Below are 16,784 nucleotides of genomic sequence, written 5' to 3' on the forward strand. Positions count from 1 at the left end.
TTTGACGGCTTTGTGTTCGCGGCTGTTACCAGGGGCTTGGCGTGGCATCCCAGAATGGAAGGTTTCCCATAGTCGGCGTCGGTGCATCGGCCGGCGGCATTCCGGCGATGGAGGGCCTGTTCAAGGGAATGACCGGCGGCACCGGCATGGCGTTCGTCGTCGTCACGCACCTCAGCCCGGAGCGGGAAAGCCTGCTGCACGAGGTCATCCGACGTTATACCGAAATGCCGGTCTTGGTGGCCGAGGAGGGGGCAGCGGTCCAACCCGACCAGGTCTATGTGATGCCGCAAAACGTCGTCCTCACCATCCGTAAGGGCGCGCTTTCGCTGCGCCGGCCGAACACGTTCAGCCGCGAGCGCAAGCCGATCGACATCTTCTTCAGCGCATTGGCCGAGGACCAGGGCGAGTATGCCGTCGGCATTATCTTGTCGGGTGGCGATTCGGACGGCACGCTCGGCGCCAGGGCAATCAAGGAGCATGGCGGGCTGACCATTGCCCAGGCCTCCAACGGTTCCGGCCCGCGCAATCCAGCCATGCCGCAGAGCGCGATTTCGAGCGGCCTGATCGACATAGCGGCGCCCGCCGAGCAGATCGGTGCAAAGCTTCAGGCGTTTGTCCGCGGTTTCGACGTGCTGAACGGCCTGACCGAAGCAGACGACGAACACAAGGCCGAGATGGATCGAGCCCGCGATGAAATCTACGCCATTTTGCGCAGCCATTCCGGTCACGACTTTTCCGGCTACAAGGCCAAGACGTTCCTGCGTCGCGTAAAGCGGCGCATGCAGATAACGCAGCTGCAGTCGATCACCACCTACACAGAACGGCTGAAAAGGGATCCGGACGAGGTGGCGAAGCTGTTTCGCGACCTCCTCATCAACGTCACCAGCTTTTTTCGCGACGCCGACGCGTTCAAATTGCTGGAGGACAAGATCATACCGCAGATTTTCGAAGGCAAGAACGCCTCCGATGCGGTGCGTGTGTGGGTGCCCGGCTGCGCCACCGGCGAGGAGGTGTTCTCGATCGGCATGCTGATGCGCGAGCGCATGGAGAAGCTTTCGGCGCCGCCGCGCGTCCAGATATTCGCGACCGACATCGATGAGCCGGCGCTCGCGGTGGCGCGTGCGGCACGTTATCCAGAAGCGCTGCTGCACGGGCTTTCGCCCGAGCGCAGGCAACGCTTTTTCCACAGTGACGGCGAGAGCTATGTGCTCGGCAAGGAGGTGCGCGAACTGTGCATCTTTTCGCCGCACAGCATTATCCGCGACCCTCCCTTCTCGCGCATCGACATGATTTCGTGTCGCAACCTGCTGATCTATTTCGGCCCGCAGATCCAGAACCGGGTCATCCCGATCTTCCACTACGCGCTGCGCCCGGGCGGCTATCTGTTCCTCGGGACCTCGGAAACCATCGGTCAGCACGGTGACCTGTTCGCCACGGTCGACAAGAAGCAGCGGATATTCCAGGCGCGGGAACATGCCACGCCGCGGCCGCCGGTCCTGATCGGCAATGGCCGCACGGGTGCCCTTCCGGTCGGACGCGGCGGCTCGAAGAAGGATGCGGCCAGCCATTCACTGCGCCAGGCGATCGAGGCTCAGGTGCTGGAGCGGTTCGCCCCGCCTCACGTTCTGGTCAATGGCGATGGCGACATCGTCTACTATTCGGCGCGGACGGGCAAATATCTGGAAGCGCCGCAAGGCGCCCCGAGCCGGCAGTTGCTGACCCAGGCCCGCCACGGGCTGAGACTGGAACTGCGCGCCGCATTGCGGGAAGCAGCCACGACGCGCCGCACGGTCGTGCGGGAGAACATAGCGGTCGAGGAAGACGACGGACAGCTTCAGTTCATTACATTGACGGTCGAGCCATACACGGAACGCGGTAATGGCGAGCCCCTCTACCTCGTCCTGTTCAATCCGGTGGGACAGTCCCAGATCCGCTCCGAGCCGGCACACGAAAGCCGCGGCACCGACGACGCGGCCGATCTCGAGCGGGAGTTGCGCGACACACGCGAGCGGCTGCAATCGACTATCGAGGAATACGAAACCGCGCTGGAGGAAGTAAAATCTTCGAACGAGGAACTCGTCTCCGTCAATGAAGAGGCGCAGTCGACCAATGAGGAGCTTGAGGCCTCGAAGGAGGAGATGCAGTCGCTCAATGAAGAGCTAAACACCATCAACGCGGAGCTGACCGGCAAGATAGAGGAACTCGATCGCGCCAACAGCGATCTCAGAAACTTGTTCGAAAGCACGGAAATCGCCACCATCTTCCTCGACCGCAACCTTGTGGTGCGGACCTTCACTCCCGCCGCGTCATCGTTCTTCAACTTGCGTCCGTCCGATGTCGGCCGCCCGCTGACCGATCTTTCGAGCCTACTCGATTACCCCGAGTTGAAGCGGCACATCCAGGCGGTGTTCGAGACGGGAGAGACCCTGAACCATCACCTTGCGCGCGATGACAACGGCCGGTTTCACCTGGTTCGCATCAACCCTTATCGGGACAAGAGCGGCGGCGTCCAAGGCGTGGTCGTGACCATGATCGACGTGACGACGCTGGCGCAGGCGGAAGAGCGTCAGCAGGTGCTCATCTCGGAGCTGAACCATCGCGTCAAGAACATGCTGGCGGTCGTCGCCAGCATCACCAACCGGACCCGTGAAAACTCGGCGTCGAAAGACGAGTTCGCCGACGCCTTGATCGGCCGCCTGCAGGCGATGTCACGAGCATATAGTCTGCTCTCGCGAGAAAGCTGGACCGAAGCTTCCGTCGAGGAACTGCTGCGCCAGGAACTCGATCCCTTCGGGGCCGAACGGTTCGAACTCCATGGCAAACGGGTGAGCCTCAAGCCGGTACAAGGGCTTTCCTTCGGCATGGCAATCCATGAACTTGCGACGAATGCCGCGAAATATGGCGCACTTTCGAAACCTGCCGGGCGGATAGTCGTGAAATGGTCGGTGGCGGACGGAACCTTCAGGCTCACTTGGCGCGAGAAGGGCGGCCCCCGCATCAAGGAGCCAACCGACAGCGGCTTCGGCCTTACCCTTCTGCGCGGAGAAATCGGCTACCGGCTGGGCGGAAAGGTTGAAACAACTTTCCACTCAAATGGTTTGGAGGCGGAAATCGCATTCCCTCTGACCCGTGAGGGCTCGTCGTGACCGGAAAGATGCGTGTGCTGATCGTCGAGGACGAATGGCTGATCGCCGACGACGCGGCGGCTTACCTGCGCAAAGCCGGCCATCAGGTGGTTGGACCTGTTTCGTCGGTAACGGCGGCACTCCGGCTCGTTGGCGAAGGCGGGATCGACGCCGCGTTGCTGGATATCCAGTTGAACGACGAGACCAGCTATCCGATCGCGGAAGCGTTACGGACGCGCGGTGTTCCGTTCGCCTTCCTCTCAGGCTTTGGCGAACGCGAAATTCCAGCCGGGTTCCGCGCTTGCAGGATGGTGCAGAAGCCGGCGAGCCAGAGTGCGATCCTGAATGCCGTGGATGAACTCGCGCGAGCCGGCTGAGGTCGCGATTGAAAGTGGCGCCAGGTCACATCGGCGTGGTGCGTGCCTGCCGCGAACGACGAACGCCTATGGCAATATCCGCACCGGTACCGATTTGACCGCCGGAACATGAGCCCTCTCGGCTCTGTGCCACAAAGGAACCAGCGGGTTGAGCTCGGGGTAGTAACCGGCGCAATTTCCCTCCGGCACCGAGTAAGGCGTGATGCGCAGTCCGTGCACGCGGCGCTCCACACCGTCCCGCGCGTTGGCTTCGAGATCGACCTCCTGTCCCGCGCTCAAACCGAGGCGCTGGATATCCTTTTCATTCATCAACAGCACCATACGTGTGCCGCTGATGCCGCGCAGCCGGTCGTTGTAGCCGTAGACGGTGGTGTTGAACTGGTCGTTGGAGCGCACCGTGATCAGTGTCAGCACATCATCGCCGGCGACATCGATGTCGGGATCGGTTTCAAGGCCACTTGGCAGCTTGAAATTGGCCTTCTTGTTCGGCGTCTCCCACACCCGCTTGCTCGCCTTGATGTCGCGATGGAAGCCGCCGGGCGTCAGGAAACGCTCGTTGAAGTCGCGGAAATGTTGGGGGTAGCAGCGCTCGATTTCGTCGCGGATGCGGGAATAATCCCCAACCCACTCATCCCATGGGATCGAACTCCTGCCCGGCACCGTGGCCTTGGCGAGTTCGGCGACGATCCTGGGCTCTGAAAGCAGATGCGGCGAAGCCGGAGGTCGCGATCCGAACGAGCCGTGGATACAGGCGGTGGAATCCTCTACCGACACCCTTTGGTCGCCGCTTGCCTGATGGTCTCTTTCCAGCCGTGACAGGCAAGGCAGCAAATAGGTTGCCCGGCCGGCGATCAGGTGACTGCGGTTGAGCTTGGTCGCGATCTCGACATGCAGGTCGAGCCCACGCCAGGCTTTCTCGACCAGGCCGGTTTCCGGCACGGCCCGCACGAAATTGCCGCCGAGCCCGACGAAGCCCTTGACCGATCCGTCGATGACGCCTTCGCAGGTTTCGACCGTATCGAGACCTTTTTCGCGCGGCGGTTCAAAGGCGTAGAATTCGGCGAACTTGTCGAGCGGGACGAGCTCGGGTTTTTCCGATATGCCGACGGTGCGCTGCCCCTGGACATTGGAATGGCCGCGCAGCGGCGAAATGCCGGCGCCGGGTTTTCCGATATTGCCGCGCAGCATCAAAAGGTTGCACAGCATCTGGACGTTCTCGGTGCCGTGCCGATGCTGGGTCAAGCCCATGCCGTAATTGCCGATCACCGCGTTGGCATGGCTGTAGACCTCGGCGACATGCTCCAGGTCGGTCTGCGCAATGCCGGATCGCGCGACGATATCGCTCCACTGGGTTTTGCGCAGGAAGGCTTCGAATTCGGCGAAGCCATGCGTGTGTTCGGCGATGAAAGCCGTGTCGAGGACACGCGTCCTGCCGCTTTCGCGGGCGTCGTCGTCGAGCGCCAGCAACGCCTTGGCGATACCCGTCATCGCGGCGATATCGCCGCCCGAACGAACCTGGAAGTAGTCGCTGGACATTTTGGTACCCGGTCCGGGCGACAGCATGTCGAGGGGGTTTTGCGGATTCTTGAAGCGCTTCAGTCCCCGCTCGGGCAAGGGATTGAAAGTGAAGACGGGCACGTTGCGTTGACGTGCCTCCTGCAGCGGATGCAGCAGGCGCGGCGCCGTCACCCCGGTGTTGTGCCCGAAGAAGAACATCATGTCGCATTTCGCAAAGTCTTCGAGCTGCACGGTCCCGACCGGCGAACCGATCGATTCCGGCAAGCCGACCGAGGTCGATTCGTGACACATGTTGGACGAATCGGGCAGGTTCGAAGAGCCATAGATCCGCGCAAAAAGCTGGTACACGAACGAGGCCTCGAGCGAGGCCCGGCCGGACGTGTAGAACACCACCGATTTGGGATCGAGCCGCCGCAGTTCGGCAGCGATGTCGCGGAATGCATCGTCCCAGGAAACCGGCTCGTAACGGTCGGTGGCGGCATTGTAGCGCATGGGCTCGGTAAGCCTGCCCTGCTTCTCAAGATCGTGGTCCGGCCAATCGAGCAGTTCCGTCACCGAATGCTCGGCGAAGAAAGCCGGTTCGCAGCGCAGCTTGGTCTGGTCCCACATCGTCGCCTTGGCGCCGTTTTCACAGAATTCGAAAGGCCTCGGCTGGGCTGGCTTTGCCCATGAGCAAGACACGCACATATAGCCGTCGACCTTGTTCTGCTTGAGCAGCGTGCTCCATATCCCGGACAACAGCAGGCCTTCGCCGCGCGCCTTGCGGACCAGGGATTTGAGCGATCCCCAGCCGCCTGTCGGGTGGTCGTATTTCTTGGTTTCGATGCGATCGGTTACGGCGGGTTTCATGCGAGCCACTCCCTGTAAGAAGAGCATGCATAAGAACCCGCCGTAAGGCTGAATGTTCCGGGCCGGGTCCGTACCGTCTCGCCGGAACCATTTCCGCCATCGTTTGTTCGGCCCGAAGAAAGGAGCCGCGCGAAATGGAGCGACGTAACGCGTTAATTGCGATGGTGATTTCGGCCATCATCATCGTCGGCTTTCTCATCGGCTTTTTGTACGGCGATATGGGCTGGCGAACTTCGCCGCTCAAAAGAGCCCCTGAGCAGAACCAGGGTGGCAATGCTCCGGCCGATACCTCGCCTGCCGCCGGCATCAAGAAGAACCCCAAGGAAAATACCGAAATGCCAGGCCAGCAATGAGTGAGGTCAGCAATGAAGGCAGGCAATGCCACGAACTGAAACGGGGTCCTGTTTTTGCGGCGCCATAACGGCGGAGATGCGCGGCGAGCCGTTCTGGGTTTGCTCCGATCACGATGACGATTGCCGCAAGGCGATAGGAAGCCCGCTAACGGTGTGGGTCGGCTATCGGCCTTCCGAATTCACATTGCTCACCGGCACGCCGAAGACCTTTTCGAAAACGCCCGGCGTGCTCCGGTCCTTCTGTGCGGATTGCGGAACATCGATCGGCTATGTCGACCAGGGCCTGCCCGACGAACTCTATCTGTCGATCGGCTTTCTCGACCACCCCGAACGGTTTCCGCCGCAGGCCCACGCATATTGGGACATGAGGCTTCCCTGGGTCGACTTTCCAGACGAGCTGCCGCGGGTGGGAAGGTATTCGAGGCGGCGCGATCCCGCTTTCGGAAATCCGGCGGACCGCTAGCCTGCTGCCCGCTTGCAGGTGGAAAACGTACCGTTCGCAGTTTCGTACGAATACGACAATTGGCGCGCGGCCGAAAACGCGCAATTATAGGCCAATGGGCCGCCGTTTGGATGACAAGCTCGATTGCAAGGCGTGCGGGACGATCCTGATGGAAATTCCCGACAACCCGAAGGATTCGACGCCGATCTATTGCAGCAATTGCGGCGCCTATCTTGGCGAATGGGGCGATCTGCAGGAGGATTTCTTCAGGCAGGCGTTCGGTGCCCAGGCCTTCGATCTGAACAACGGAAACATCATCAAGAAATAATCCTGGATCCCGCCGGCCCCAAGCCACGGCCTGTGGACCCGGCTCGTTGCGGCAATCACCGTTAGTGTCGGACCCTCGGGAACCTTTCTCCCGAGCCGCTTGTTTGGGTGACGGAAGGAGAAACGCCATGAGCACAAAACCTCCCCCTGTGCCGCCGAAGAATCTGAGCCCAAAGGGCGCCGGTGACAAAAAATCGGTAGCAGCCGAACAGGGACCGCAATCAGCCGTTCCGGATCCCGACAAGCAGGGCCAGCAAGGCAATACGAAGGTCAACACCACCCATCAAGGCAACGTCCAGGATCGCTAGGTCATGTCCACGTCGAAGAAGACTCCTGCCAGCATCCGCCAGGGCGGTCCCGGCGCCGCGCACGAAAACGCCAAGAAGCCGCTGAGCATCGAAAAGCCGCCGGCCGACTCCGACCGTCGCAGCCACAGCAAGGTCTCCGGCGGCGGCGGCGAACGCGACAGCCACCATACCCACGACCCCGAAAAGAAAGGCGACACTCGGCCCGCGCATCAGGACAAGTGAAGTCGGGCGGCGACGCGAGGATCGGTGAGGTTCGAGCGAAGTGTCAGCGGGGACGGCGCGCCAAGGCAAACGGCACGACGTTGTCGACCACCGGCAAGTCGAACAGCATCGGAAGCCCCCGCGTCGCGGCCATTTCCACGATCAGCTCCTCGATGGAGTGATCGGTCAGACGGGTCTCGACGCCCAGCCGGATCATCGCCGCCAGCTTGTGCACCGGCACCGGCACGGACTTCGCCCGGTCGTCGAGCAGCTTGCTGATTTCGATCACGACGTCGGCGTCGATATTCCTGGGCAAGTCTCGCATAAGCGCCTCCCCGCCAAACGAAACGAAAAGCCCGCCGCACCTTTCGATACGGCGGGCGATCCAGTAATGCGTACCGGCGAGGGATCGGGGTGGGCGTGCCGGCGCGCGCAGATCGCAAGTAATTTTAGTTAAATCCGTCAACTTCGATGTGTCACGGAAAAACGTCTGTACGCTTTTTACCGAACCGCGCGGATCGCTGGCTCTCCCCGCCGTCGCGCGGCGCGACCGCACGGATGGCGTGACCCTTTGCCCTCCGGACGGCGAACTCAAACAGTATACATTATAAACTTAAAACATCTTGCCAGGTGATCCAGCCTATGCTCCACTTGAGCCGGGAACATGGCTGATAGGTGGATTTCTGCCGACACGCGGCTGCATTTCAAACGGCACGACTGCGAGAACACAGCCTCAAACAATATACGAAATCTTCGCATGGGAAGGCGTGGATGACGGAAACGATAGAGCTCAAACGGGTTGGCGATGGCAATCTGCGTGCCCAGGTCTATCAACAAATCCGGCTGACGATACAGCATGGCGAATTGGCGCCTGGCCAGAAGCTCGTCGATGTCGATATAGCCGCCCAGCTCGGCATTTCCAGAATGCCTGTCCGCGACGCCTTGATGCAGTTGGTGCATGAGGGCTATCTCGTCGGCACGACACGCGGCTTCACCCTGCCCACGCTTACCGCGACGGATGTCGCCGACATCTTCGAGGTCCGCCGCCTGCTTGAGCCACGGGCCGCCGCGCACGCCGCACGGACACTTGACGCCGCTGGCCTCAAGACGCTGGCAGCCGCGCTTCGGGAGGCCGAGGCTGCGGCCGCCGCCGGCGATGCCGACCGCTTTTTCCAGGCCAATTCGGCATTCAGGAATTGTTGGCTCGGCGCCGTCGAGAACGAGCGCCTTTCCCAAACGATTGCAAGGTTCGCCGACCATGTGCTCGTCGTCCGCTTAAGGACGCTGTCGCACCAGCCGACGCAGGCCGTCATCGTTGCCGGCATGCGCGCAATCTATGAGGCATTCGTCAAGCGCGACGCCGTCGCCGCTTACGACCGCATGACCCACTTCATTCAGAACGCCGAGGAGCGTTTCACGAAGCTTAGCCCACCGTTTCAAAACTCCAACGGTGAAGGTGAGGGCATGTCGCGGCAGGGGAAAGCATGATCAGGAAGCAGCACCCGCTGAAAGGGCCGAACAGGTTCAAGCTCGGCGTCTTTTCAATGAATGCCGATGGCGGCCTGGCAATGACCACCGTTCCCGAGCGCTGGCGTGCCCGCTGGGAAGACAACCTAAACTCCGCCTGCATCGCCGATCGCGCCGGCCTCGAGTTTCTGCTGCCGATCGCCCGCTGGCGCGGCTTCGGCGGTTTGACGCATGTGCGGGAATGGTCGTTCGAGACGTTCACCTGGGCGGCGGGCCTTGCTGTCGCCACGGAAAACATCGGCCTGTTCATGACGGTGCATGTGCCGCTGGTTCATCCGCTGCAGGCTGCAAAAGCGCTGGCGACGGTCGACCACATCTCCAACGGGCGTGCCGGCTTGAACATCGTCTGCGGCTGGAACCCGGATGAGTTCGCCATGTTCGGGCAGACGGTCGGCGAGCGGACCTACGATCAGGCCGAGGAATGGATCAACATCATCGTGCGTGCCTATCAATCGAGGGAGCCGTTCGACTTCAGCGGCGAGTTCTATGATCTGAAGGGCGTCGTCAGCCGGCCGCCAAGCCTGCAGGCGCCGCGACCGGTGACCATGAACGCCGCCTTCGGCGCGCCGGGGCGCAACTACGCAGCGCGCCACTGCGATTATCTGTTTTCGACCTTTTCCGAAATTGCCGACGGCCGTGCGCATGTGGTCGACATCACCAACCGCGCGGCCGAAGTCGGGCGCGAAGTCGGCGTCTATACGGTTTGTCACGTCGTCTGCCGGGAGACCCAGCAGGAAGCCGAGGATTACTACCGGCACTACGCGCTGGAATGCGCGGACGAGGGTGCGGTCGACGAGCACATGCGCAAGAAGAAGGAATTCGCGAACTCGCACGATGCGAAGGCTTTCACCGAATATCGGCAAAGGTTCGCCGGCGGTGCCGGAACCTTCCCACTCATCGGCACGCCGGAAAAGATCGTCGACGACCTCACCGAGATCATGGACCAGGGTTATTCCGGCGCCGCCCTCACATTCGTCAACTACACCTACGAATTGCCATTCTTCTGCGACCGCGTGCTGCCGCTGATGCGCCAGGCCGGGCTTCGAGTAAATTGATGCCGGCGGCCGCCATTCCGACGCCGTGGGTGGATGGGCACGACGCCATCAATCCGCGCGCCTTCAAGCAGGCTATGCGGGCCGTGGCGGGCTCGGTCGCCATCCTCGCGTCGGAACATGACGAGATCGGTTTTTGCGGTATCACGGCGACGGCCCTCTGTTCGTTCAGCGCCGAGCCGCCTTCCCTGCTGGCCTGCGTCAACCGCGGCAGCACCTTTGCCTCGGCCATTCGCGAAGGCTCGCCGTTTTCGGTCAATCTTCCCGCCGGCGACCAGGAGAACGTTGTACGTGCCTTTGGCGGCATGACCAAAGCCAAGGGCGCCGCGCGGTTCTCGTCCGGATCATGGGTGCGTGGCGAAACCGGCGCGCCCTTGCTCGTCGGCGCACGGGCAATATTCGAATGCCGGGTGGCCGAAATCATCGTGCGGGCATCGCACATGATCGTCATCGGCATCGTCTCGGGCGTTGCGCTGGACCGCGCTCATCGATCGCCGGTCTTCTACGCGCATGGGCGGTTCCTGACATTAGGAGATGATGCCAACTAACCGCCGTTCACGCGGCGGCGCGGCGATTGCAATTTTAGATCGACCCGATCATGGGCCGGATCATGGACGAACTATCAAAGGGAGTATGGCAATGCGCATTTGGAAATCCCTTGTTCTGGCTGCACTCATGTCGGGTGTGGCGGGTAGCGCCGCGGCCGAAGAGGTCGTCCTCAACGCCGTGCATTTTACACCGACGCAGAACGGCTACGCCCAGAGCTTCCTGAAGTTCGTTCAGAAAGTGAACGAAAAGGGCAAGGGCGTGGTCCAGATCAACGTGCGTGGCGGGCCGGAGGTCATTCCGCCGATCCAGCAGGGCGCGGCGCTCAGGAGCGGCCTGATCGACGTGATCGACACACCGGCAGGGCAGTTCCTGGAGCTCGTGCCCGAAGGCGAGGTTTTCTCCGCATCGACGAAGACGCCGTGGGAGGTCCGCGACAATGGCGGCTGGGACTTCATCAGCGGGATTTTCGAGAAGAAGGCCAATGCCCATCTGCTGGCGCATGTCGACGCGGGCTCGAGCTTCAACGTCTTCACCGTCGACGAACCCAAGCTCAATAGCGAAGGCAGCATCGACTGGGGCGGCCTGAAAATCCGTTCCTCGCCGCTCTACCGCGATTTCCTCGAATCGCTAGGCGCGACGGTGATCGTGCAGGCGCCGGGGGATGTCTACACCTCGCTCGAGCGCGGCGTCGTCAATGCCAACGCCTACACGGTATTTGGTTATGCGTCGTTCGGCTGGGACAAATTCACCAAATACCGTGTCGACCCGCAATTCTTCAAAACCGATGTGCTGATCTCGATCAACAAGGCGAAATGGGACACGCTGTCACCCGAGGCGCAGAAGCTGCTGGCCGACACGGCCGTCGAATACGAGCGCGCGAGCTATGACGCCAACCTTGCCGAGTCCGAAAAACAGGCACAGGCGATGATCGCCGGCGGGCAGAAGATTGTCAGCTTGACCGGCGCCGGCCGCGACAAATTCCTGGCGGCTGCCACGCAGGCGAGCTGGGCGAGAATGGCCAAACGCGATCCCACCAACATCGATCAGTTGAAGAAATTCTTCCAGTAGCCCGAGCCGAGGGCGCTGGTGCGCCCCTTCATCAAGGTGGACATGAGGGTCGTCGCGCATGGACAGATTGTTTGCAACGATTGGGAAGCTGAGCCTTGCGTTGGCGGCGGCGGCAAAAGTGGTGCTTGGCCTCATCATCGTCGCGGTGGTTGCTGATGTGTGCGTCCGCAATCTGGGCCTGAGGCCGCTTGCCTGGGCGGTGTCGGCGACGGAATACGGCCTGCTTTACGCGGCATTTCTGCCGATGCCATGGCTGGTCCACAGCAAGGGCCATGTCTTCGTCGAGTTCCTGCGCCAGGCGCTGCCGGTGCGGGCACGGGCGGTGCTTGAAAAGCTGGTCTATCTCGCCTGCATCGGCGTCAGCCTCTACCTCGGCAGCGTCGCTCTGTCTTCGCTGACAAGTGCCGTTGCGGGCGGCGAATATGAAACGCGCAGCTTCGATATGCCGAAATGGCTGGTCTTTCTGCCCATCATGCTCGCCTTCTATCTCTCGGCGCTGGAATGGCTCAGATATCTGCTCGGCCGTGACACGCTGTACACGCTCGATCCGCTGGAAATGGAAGGGCTCTGACCGGTGGCCTGGCTGTTTCCATTCGCCGTGCTCGTTGGCACCATCCTGGTGTTGATGGGCCTTGGGCTGCCGGTCGCCTTCGCGTTCTTCGTCACCAATGTGATCGGGCTGTATCTGTTCTTCGGCGGCTCGATCGGCGTGACGCAGATGGTCGCCAACTTCTCCGACGCTGTCTCGACCTACGCGCTTGCCCCGCTGCCGATGTTTCTCGTCATGGGCAGCCTGTTCTTCCGCTCCGGCCTCGGCGAGAAGGTCATCTACGCGCTCGACCTGTGCATCGGCAATCTGCGCGGACGCCTCGCCTATGTCGTGCTGGCCGCCGGCACGATCTTTTCCGCGCTGTCGGGCTCGAGCCTCGCCAATACCGGCATGATGGGCTCGCTGATGGTGCCCGAGATGCTGAAGCGAGGCTACAAGCCGCATATGGCCTACGGCCCGGTGCTTGGCGCCGGAAGCCTTGCCGTCATCATCCCGCCATCCTCGCTGGCCGTCTTGCTCGGCTCGCTGGCCCAGATCGACGTCGGCGCGCTGCTCATCGCGGGGGCTCTGCCTGGACTGCTGCTCGTTGTCATGTATGCGGCGCTGATCTTCGCGCAGACAAAGATCGATCCGGACGCCGCTCCGCACTATCCGGTACCCGCCGTTCCCGCGGCCGAGAAGGTGAGGGCGGTCGCCGTCAACATCATTCCGATGAGCGTCATCGTGTTCATGGTGGTCGGCACGATCATCCTTGGAATAGCGACCCCGACCGAGTCGGCAGGCCTCGGCTGTGCCGCCGTCTTCGCCTTGTTGGTTGTCTACCGACGGTTCAGCTGGTCGGTTGTCTGGAAGTCGCTGGACGATGCGATGAAGGTCACCGGCATGACCTTCCTGATCATCTCGGCTTCGACGACGTTCTCGCAGATATTCGCCTTCTCCGGCGCCTCCAACGGCTTTATCCAGTTCATCGTCGGCTACGATCTTGGACCGTATCCCATGCTGCTCATGATGGTGCTCGTCATCCTGCTGCTCGGCATGTTCATGGATCAGGTCTCGATGATGCTGATCACGCTGCCGATCTTCCTGCCGATCGCCCAGCAATTCGGCTACGAGCCGGTATGGTTCGGGCTGATCCTGCTGCTCGCCTACGAGGTCGGCTTCACCACGCCGCCGTTTGGTCTGCTGCTGTTCATCATGATCGGCGTTGCGCCGAAAGGCACATCGCTCAAGACGGTTGCCATGGCTGCGGCGCCTTACATCGCGCTGACGCTTCTGCTGATCCTGCTGATTGTCCTCTTTCCGCAGATCGCTCTCTTTCTTCCGAATTTGATCTAGTCGAACTCGATCCAGCAGGTGTCCACATGCGCTTTGCCTATCTTGCTTTCTTCCATGATGACCGCGAGGCAAATTTGGCCATCGCCGGTGAAGACGTTGACGCCGTGCGGCGTGTGATTGCATCGACGCCGGGCCTTGCGCTTGCAAACATCTATCTGCCCGAAGTGGCGACGGACATGTTCAACAACGATGGTCCACCGCCGGTCTTTGGCTTCCAGCTCTATTTCGACGAACTGGCGGGCATGGAGGCGGCGCTGGCGCCGTCCGGCCATCTGCAGGCGCTTGCCGCACCTGGTATGCTGTCGAGCATCGCCGGTTCGAGGCCGACGCAACAGGCAATGTGCGTGCGTCCGTTTCCCGTCGACGACGCTGGCGTCAAGACGTCCGGGCTGCCCTGCAGCTATCTTGTCCACTATCCCGGGCCGGCCGAAGACATGAATGCCTGGCTCTACCACTATGTGACGCATCATCCGCAATTGATGCGGGGCTTCCCCGGCATTCGCCACATCGAGGTTCTGTCGCGACTGGATTGGTGCGGTTCGCTGCCCTGGCCGCGGATCGACCATATGCAGCGCAATCGCGTCATGTTCGACAGTCCCGCTGCATTGACGCACGCGCTGCAATCGCCGGCGCGGCTGGAGATGCGCGCCGACTACAAGACCTTCCCGCCGTTTTCAGGCGGCAGCCGGCATTTTCCGATGTCGACGGAAGCCGTGCATCCTTCGTCAAGGGCCACATAGGCAAACAGGTTTTTGCCGACGCCGAAAATTTCTGGAGATTTCATGTACGACTTTCGCAAGAAATGTATCTCTCTCGATCGCCTCATCGGCACCTTCTGCGCCATCCCGCACCCTGTGGCGGTCGAAGTGGCCGCCGCCAGCGGGGTCGATTTCCTGTGCATCGACTGGGAGCATTCGCAGATCGGCCGCGAACGGCTCGAGGATCTGATCCGCGCCGCCGATGTCCACAAGGTTCCCGCGATGGTGCGCGTTCCCGGCCACACGCCGGAGTGGATGGCCGCCGCGCTCGACGCCGGCGCGTCGGGTGTCCTGGTACCCCGCGTCTCCACGGCCGAGCAAGCGCGCGTGGCGGTCATGGCCTGCCGGTACCCGCCGGTCGGCGCCCGCGGTGTCGGCCCGGGCCGCGCCGCCGGTTATGGCTACAGGATTCCGGACTACCTCAACTCGGCCAACGATGTCCTGACGGTCGCCATCCAGGTCGAGACGGCCGAAGGGCTCGCCAACATCGACGACATCGTCCAGGTCGACGGCGTCGACGTGATCTTCATCGGTCCCGGCGACCTGTCGGTTTCGATCGACGCCATGGGGCCGGCCGGCCAGGACAAGCTCAATGCAGCGATTATGAGGATCGCGGCCGCGGCGCGCACGGCCCGCAAGGCCGTCGGCATCTTTCGCCCTTCGGCGGATGATGTCGGCAAATGGTCGCGGCACGGCATCAGCTTCTACATGCTGGCCAGCGACACGATGTTTCTCGGGGCCGGCCTTGCCGCCGGCGTCGCCTCGGCGCGCAGCGCCTCATAGCAAGAGTTTGCCATGAAGATCATCAAGACCGACGGTGTGCTGTCAGTCGAGGAGGAGCAGCTGCGCTACCTCGACGGCTTGAACGTCGAATTTGTCGAGAAGACGCTGCTCACGGAAGATGCCCTGATCGAACACTGCCGCGACGCCGACGCATTGATGGTATTGCGGGAGCCGATCACGGCTCGCGTTTTGGCGGAACTGAAGAGGCTCAAGGTCATCGGGCGGTTCGGCGTAGGGCTCGATTCGATCGACGTCGAGGCTGCCAGCCGTGCCGGTGTTCAGGTAACCTACGTGCCGGACGCCAATCTGGTTGAAGTCAGCACCCACGCCATGGCCCTGATCCTGGCCTTGACGCGCAGGCTGAAGCAGTTCGACAGCGCGGTGCGCGCCGGCCGCTGGGCTGCAATGACCGATGGCGCCGGCATCACACGGCCCGACAGGCAGATCCTCGGCCTGATCGGCTTCGGCCAGATCGGGCGACTGACTGCCGAGCGGGCGCGGGTCTTCGGCTACCACATCATCGCCTACGACCCGCATATGCCGGCCGAGCACATCGCGGCCGGTGGTGCCGAACCGGTCGGCTTGGACGAGCTGCTGGCCAGGGCCGACATCGTCTCGCTGCACGTTCCAGCGACACCGGAGACCAGAAACATCATGTCGGCGCAAGCCCTGTCGCGGATGAAGAAAGGGGCGATACTCATCAACGTGGCCCGCGGCGGCCTGGTCGACGAGGTTGCATTGGCGGACGCGATCCGGCGCGGCCATCTGGCAGGCGCCGGCATCGACACGTTCGAGCGGGAGCCGCCTTCGCCCGACAATCCGCTGCTGGCGCTGGACACCGTCCTGGTCAGTCCACACGCGGCGCACTACTCGACCCAGTCTTACGCGGAGGTTCGCAACAAGGTGTTTGCCGATGTCGCATCAGTCCTGCGCGGCGGCAAGCCTGTATATCCGGTCAACCGGATATGACCAATTCCCGATGTCGGCACCACCTCTATCCGCCTGCTCCGCGGAACCCAAGTCCTGCAAGTCGGGGTTCGCAGGGCGATAAGGGGCAGCGCAACCTGTCGCGATTTATCCGGTTTGCCACATTTTGTTCTTGCTTTGTGCCGGCAGCTATGCTACTAATTTGCGTATGGTGATGATTCACCGAGGACCCGCCGCAAGGCGGTTTTTTTGTCTTTAGGTTTCAGCGTCATCTGTCGAGGCTCTGCTCGGCTTGTCGCGACGCTCGACGATGTAGATGTGATCGGCGACCAGCACCACGTCGCCATGCTGGTTGATCACCTCGCAGCGCTCGACGACCCGGCCTGAATCGGGTCGCTTCGGGTCGTCTTCCTTAGCCGAGATGGTGGTGCGGGTCCTGATCGTATCGCCGATGAACACCGGCTTGATGAAGCGCAGCCGGTCGTAGCCATAGGAGAAGGCAACCGGGTTGACGACGCTGGCCGTCAGCCCGACGCCGACCGAAAACACCAGCGTGCCGTGGGCGATGCGCTGCCCGAACGGCGTCGCCTTCATGAACTCGGCGTCCATGTGGTGGGGAAAGAAATCACCGGTATGGCCGGCATGGACGACGAAGTCGGTCTCGGTGATGGTGCGCCCGCTGGTCATGCGCGACGACCCGATCCGGTAGTCCTCGAAATAGACTGTCTGCTCCAT

Annotated in this window: 19 protein-coding genes; 16 read left to right on the plus strand and 3 right to left on the minus strand. The window is 62.0% G+C overall.

The window, feature by feature from the left end; translation table 11 throughout:
• Window positions 1-41: 41 nt before the first annotated feature.
• Together NKH90_RS09090 and NKH90_RS09095 are read left to right on the plus strand one after the other, a co-directional pair.
• Window positions 42-3,146 (plus strand): CheR family methyltransferase, encoded by a 3,105-nt coding sequence (locus NKH90_RS09090; RefSeq protein WP_352818976.1) that lies wholly within the window; start codon window positions 42-44, stop codon window positions 3,144-3,146.
• An 8-nt stretch (window positions 3,147-3,154) separates the two neighbouring features.
• Window positions 3,155-3,502, plus strand: coding sequence for a response regulator (locus NKH90_RS09095; RefSeq protein WP_352502221.1), 348 nt, complete (start codon window positions 3,155-3,157; stop codon window positions 3,500-3,502).
• A 66-nt stretch (window positions 3,503-3,568) separates the two neighbouring features.
• On the opposite strand, the gene NKH90_RS09100 is transcribed toward NKH90_RS09095, so the two are convergent.
• Window positions 3,569-5,869, minus strand: coding sequence for an FdhF/YdeP family oxidoreductase (locus NKH90_RS09100; RefSeq protein ID WP_352818979.1), 2,301 nt, complete (start codon window positions 5,867-5,869; stop codon window positions 3,569-3,571).
• 134 nt (window positions 5,870-6,003) lie between these two features.
• Here NKH90_RS09100 and NKH90_RS09105 point away from each other — a divergent pair, with 134 nt between their 5' ends.
• The 5 genes from NKH90_RS09105 to NKH90_RS09125 all read left to right on the plus strand — a co-directional run bounded on the left by NKH90_RS09105 (window position 6,004) and on the right by NKH90_RS09125 (window position 7,521).
• Window positions 6,004-6,222, plus strand: a complete 219-nt coding sequence (locus NKH90_RS09105) for a hypothetical protein (RefSeq protein ID WP_352472892.1) — start codon at window positions 6,004-6,006, stop codon at window positions 6,220-6,222.
• A 25-nt stretch (window positions 6,223-6,247) separates the two neighbouring features.
• Window positions 6,248-6,685 carry a GFA family protein gene (locus NKH90_RS09110; protein WP_352818982.1) on the plus strand — a complete coding sequence of 146 codons (438 nt, stop codon included), beginning with the start codon at window positions 6,248-6,250 and terminating at the stop codon, window positions 6,683-6,685.
• Window positions 6,686-6,833: 148 nt separating this feature from the next.
• Window positions 6,834-6,992 (plus strand): hypothetical protein, encoded by a 159-nt coding sequence (locus NKH90_RS09115; RefSeq protein WP_023716639.1) that lies wholly within the window; start codon window positions 6,834-6,836, stop codon window positions 6,990-6,992.
• A gap of 127 nt (window positions 6,993-7,119) precedes the next feature.
• Complete coding sequence (locus NKH90_RS09120; RefSeq protein ID WP_023676107.1) at window positions 7,120-7,299, plus strand: hypothetical protein; 180 nt, start codon at window positions 7,120-7,122, stop codon at window positions 7,297-7,299.
• Window positions 7,300-7,302: 3 nt separating this feature from the next.
• Window positions 7,303-7,521, plus strand: a complete 219-nt coding sequence (locus NKH90_RS09125; RefSeq protein ID WP_352575479.1) for a hypothetical protein — start codon at window positions 7,303-7,305, stop codon at window positions 7,519-7,521.
• 43 nt (window positions 7,522-7,564) lie between these two features.
• Here the strand turns inward: NKH90_RS09125 and NKH90_RS09130 are convergent, their stop codons facing one another.
• On the minus strand, window positions 7,565-7,825 hold the full coding sequence (locus tag NKH90_RS09130) for a hypothetical protein (protein WP_352451554.1): 261 nt from the start codon (window positions 7,823-7,825) through the stop codon (window positions 7,565-7,567).
• Window positions 7,826-8,271: 446 nt separating this feature from the next.
• Between NKH90_RS09130 and NKH90_RS09135 the strand changes: the two genes are divergently transcribed.
• The 9 genes from NKH90_RS09135 (at window position 8,272) to NKH90_RS09175 (ending at window position 16,091) form a co-directional block, all read left to right on the plus strand.
• Window positions 8,272-8,988 carry a GntR family transcriptional regulator gene (locus tag NKH90_RS09135; protein ID WP_352502196.1) on the plus strand — a complete coding sequence of 239 codons (717 nt, stop codon included), beginning with the start codon at window positions 8,272-8,274 and terminating at the stop codon, window positions 8,986-8,988.
• The gene (locus tag NKH90_RS09140) at window positions 8,988-10,082 is read left to right on the plus strand and encodes an LLM class flavin-dependent oxidoreductase (RefSeq protein ID WP_352455311.1); all 1,095 of its coding nucleotides are present in this window, start codon (window positions 8,988-8,990) and stop codon (window positions 10,080-10,082) included. Before NKH90_RS09135 ends, NKH90_RS09140 begins: the two co-directional genes overlap by 1 nt.
• Entirely contained in the window at window positions 10,082-10,627 is a 546-nt protein-coding gene (locus NKH90_RS09145; RefSeq protein ID WP_352818988.1) for a flavin reductase family protein, read from the plus strand. The genes NKH90_RS09140 and NKH90_RS09145 overlap by 1 nt, the downstream gene beginning before the upstream one ends.
• 91 nt (window positions 10,628-10,718) lie before the next feature.
• Window positions 10,719-11,696, plus strand: a complete 978-nt coding sequence (gene dctP, locus NKH90_RS09150; RefSeq protein ID WP_352818991.1) for a TRAP transporter substrate-binding protein DctP — start codon at window positions 10,719-10,721, stop codon at window positions 11,694-11,696.
• Window positions 11,697-11,754: 58 nt separating this feature from the next.
• Window positions 11,755-12,267 carry a TRAP transporter small permease gene (locus NKH90_RS09155; protein ID WP_352818994.1) on the plus strand — a complete coding sequence of 171 codons (513 nt, stop codon included), beginning with the start codon at window positions 11,755-11,757 and terminating at the stop codon, window positions 12,265-12,267.
• A gap of 3 nt (window positions 12,268-12,270) precedes the next feature.
• On the plus strand, window positions 12,271-13,581 hold the full coding sequence (locus NKH90_RS09160) for a TRAP transporter large permease (RefSeq protein WP_352818997.1): 1,311 nt from the start codon (window positions 12,271-12,273) through the stop codon (window positions 13,579-13,581).
• Window positions 13,582-13,607: 26 nt separating this feature from the next.
• Window positions 13,608-14,321 (plus strand): hypothetical protein, encoded by a 714-nt coding sequence (locus NKH90_RS09165; RefSeq protein WP_352819000.1) that lies wholly within the window; start codon window positions 13,608-13,610, stop codon window positions 14,319-14,321.
• 42 nt (window positions 14,322-14,363) lie between these two features.
• Window positions 14,364-15,122: an HpcH/HpaI aldolase family protein gene (locus tag NKH90_RS09170; protein ID WP_352819003.1), complete on the plus strand. Its 759-nt coding sequence runs from the start codon at window positions 14,364-14,366 to the stop codon at window positions 15,120-15,122.
• 12 nt (window positions 15,123-15,134) lie between these two features.
• Window positions 15,135-16,091 (plus strand): C-terminal binding protein, encoded by a 957-nt coding sequence (locus NKH90_RS09175; protein ID WP_352819006.1) that lies wholly within the window; start codon window positions 15,135-15,137, stop codon window positions 16,089-16,091.
• A 213-nt stretch (window positions 16,092-16,304) separates the two neighbouring features.
• Here NKH90_RS09175 and NKH90_RS09180 read toward each other — a convergent pair whose 3' ends face one another.
• The gene (locus NKH90_RS09180; protein WP_352819009.1) at window positions 16,305-16,784 is read right to left on the minus strand and encodes a MaoC/PaaZ C-terminal domain-containing protein; all 480 of its coding nucleotides are present in this window, start codon (window positions 16,782-16,784) and stop codon (window positions 16,305-16,307) included.

The sequence above is a fragment of the Mesorhizobium sp. M0898 genome (assembly GCF_040319695.1).
Lineage (GTDB): Bacteria > Pseudomonadota > Alphaproteobacteria > Rhizobiales > Rhizobiaceae > Mesorhizobium.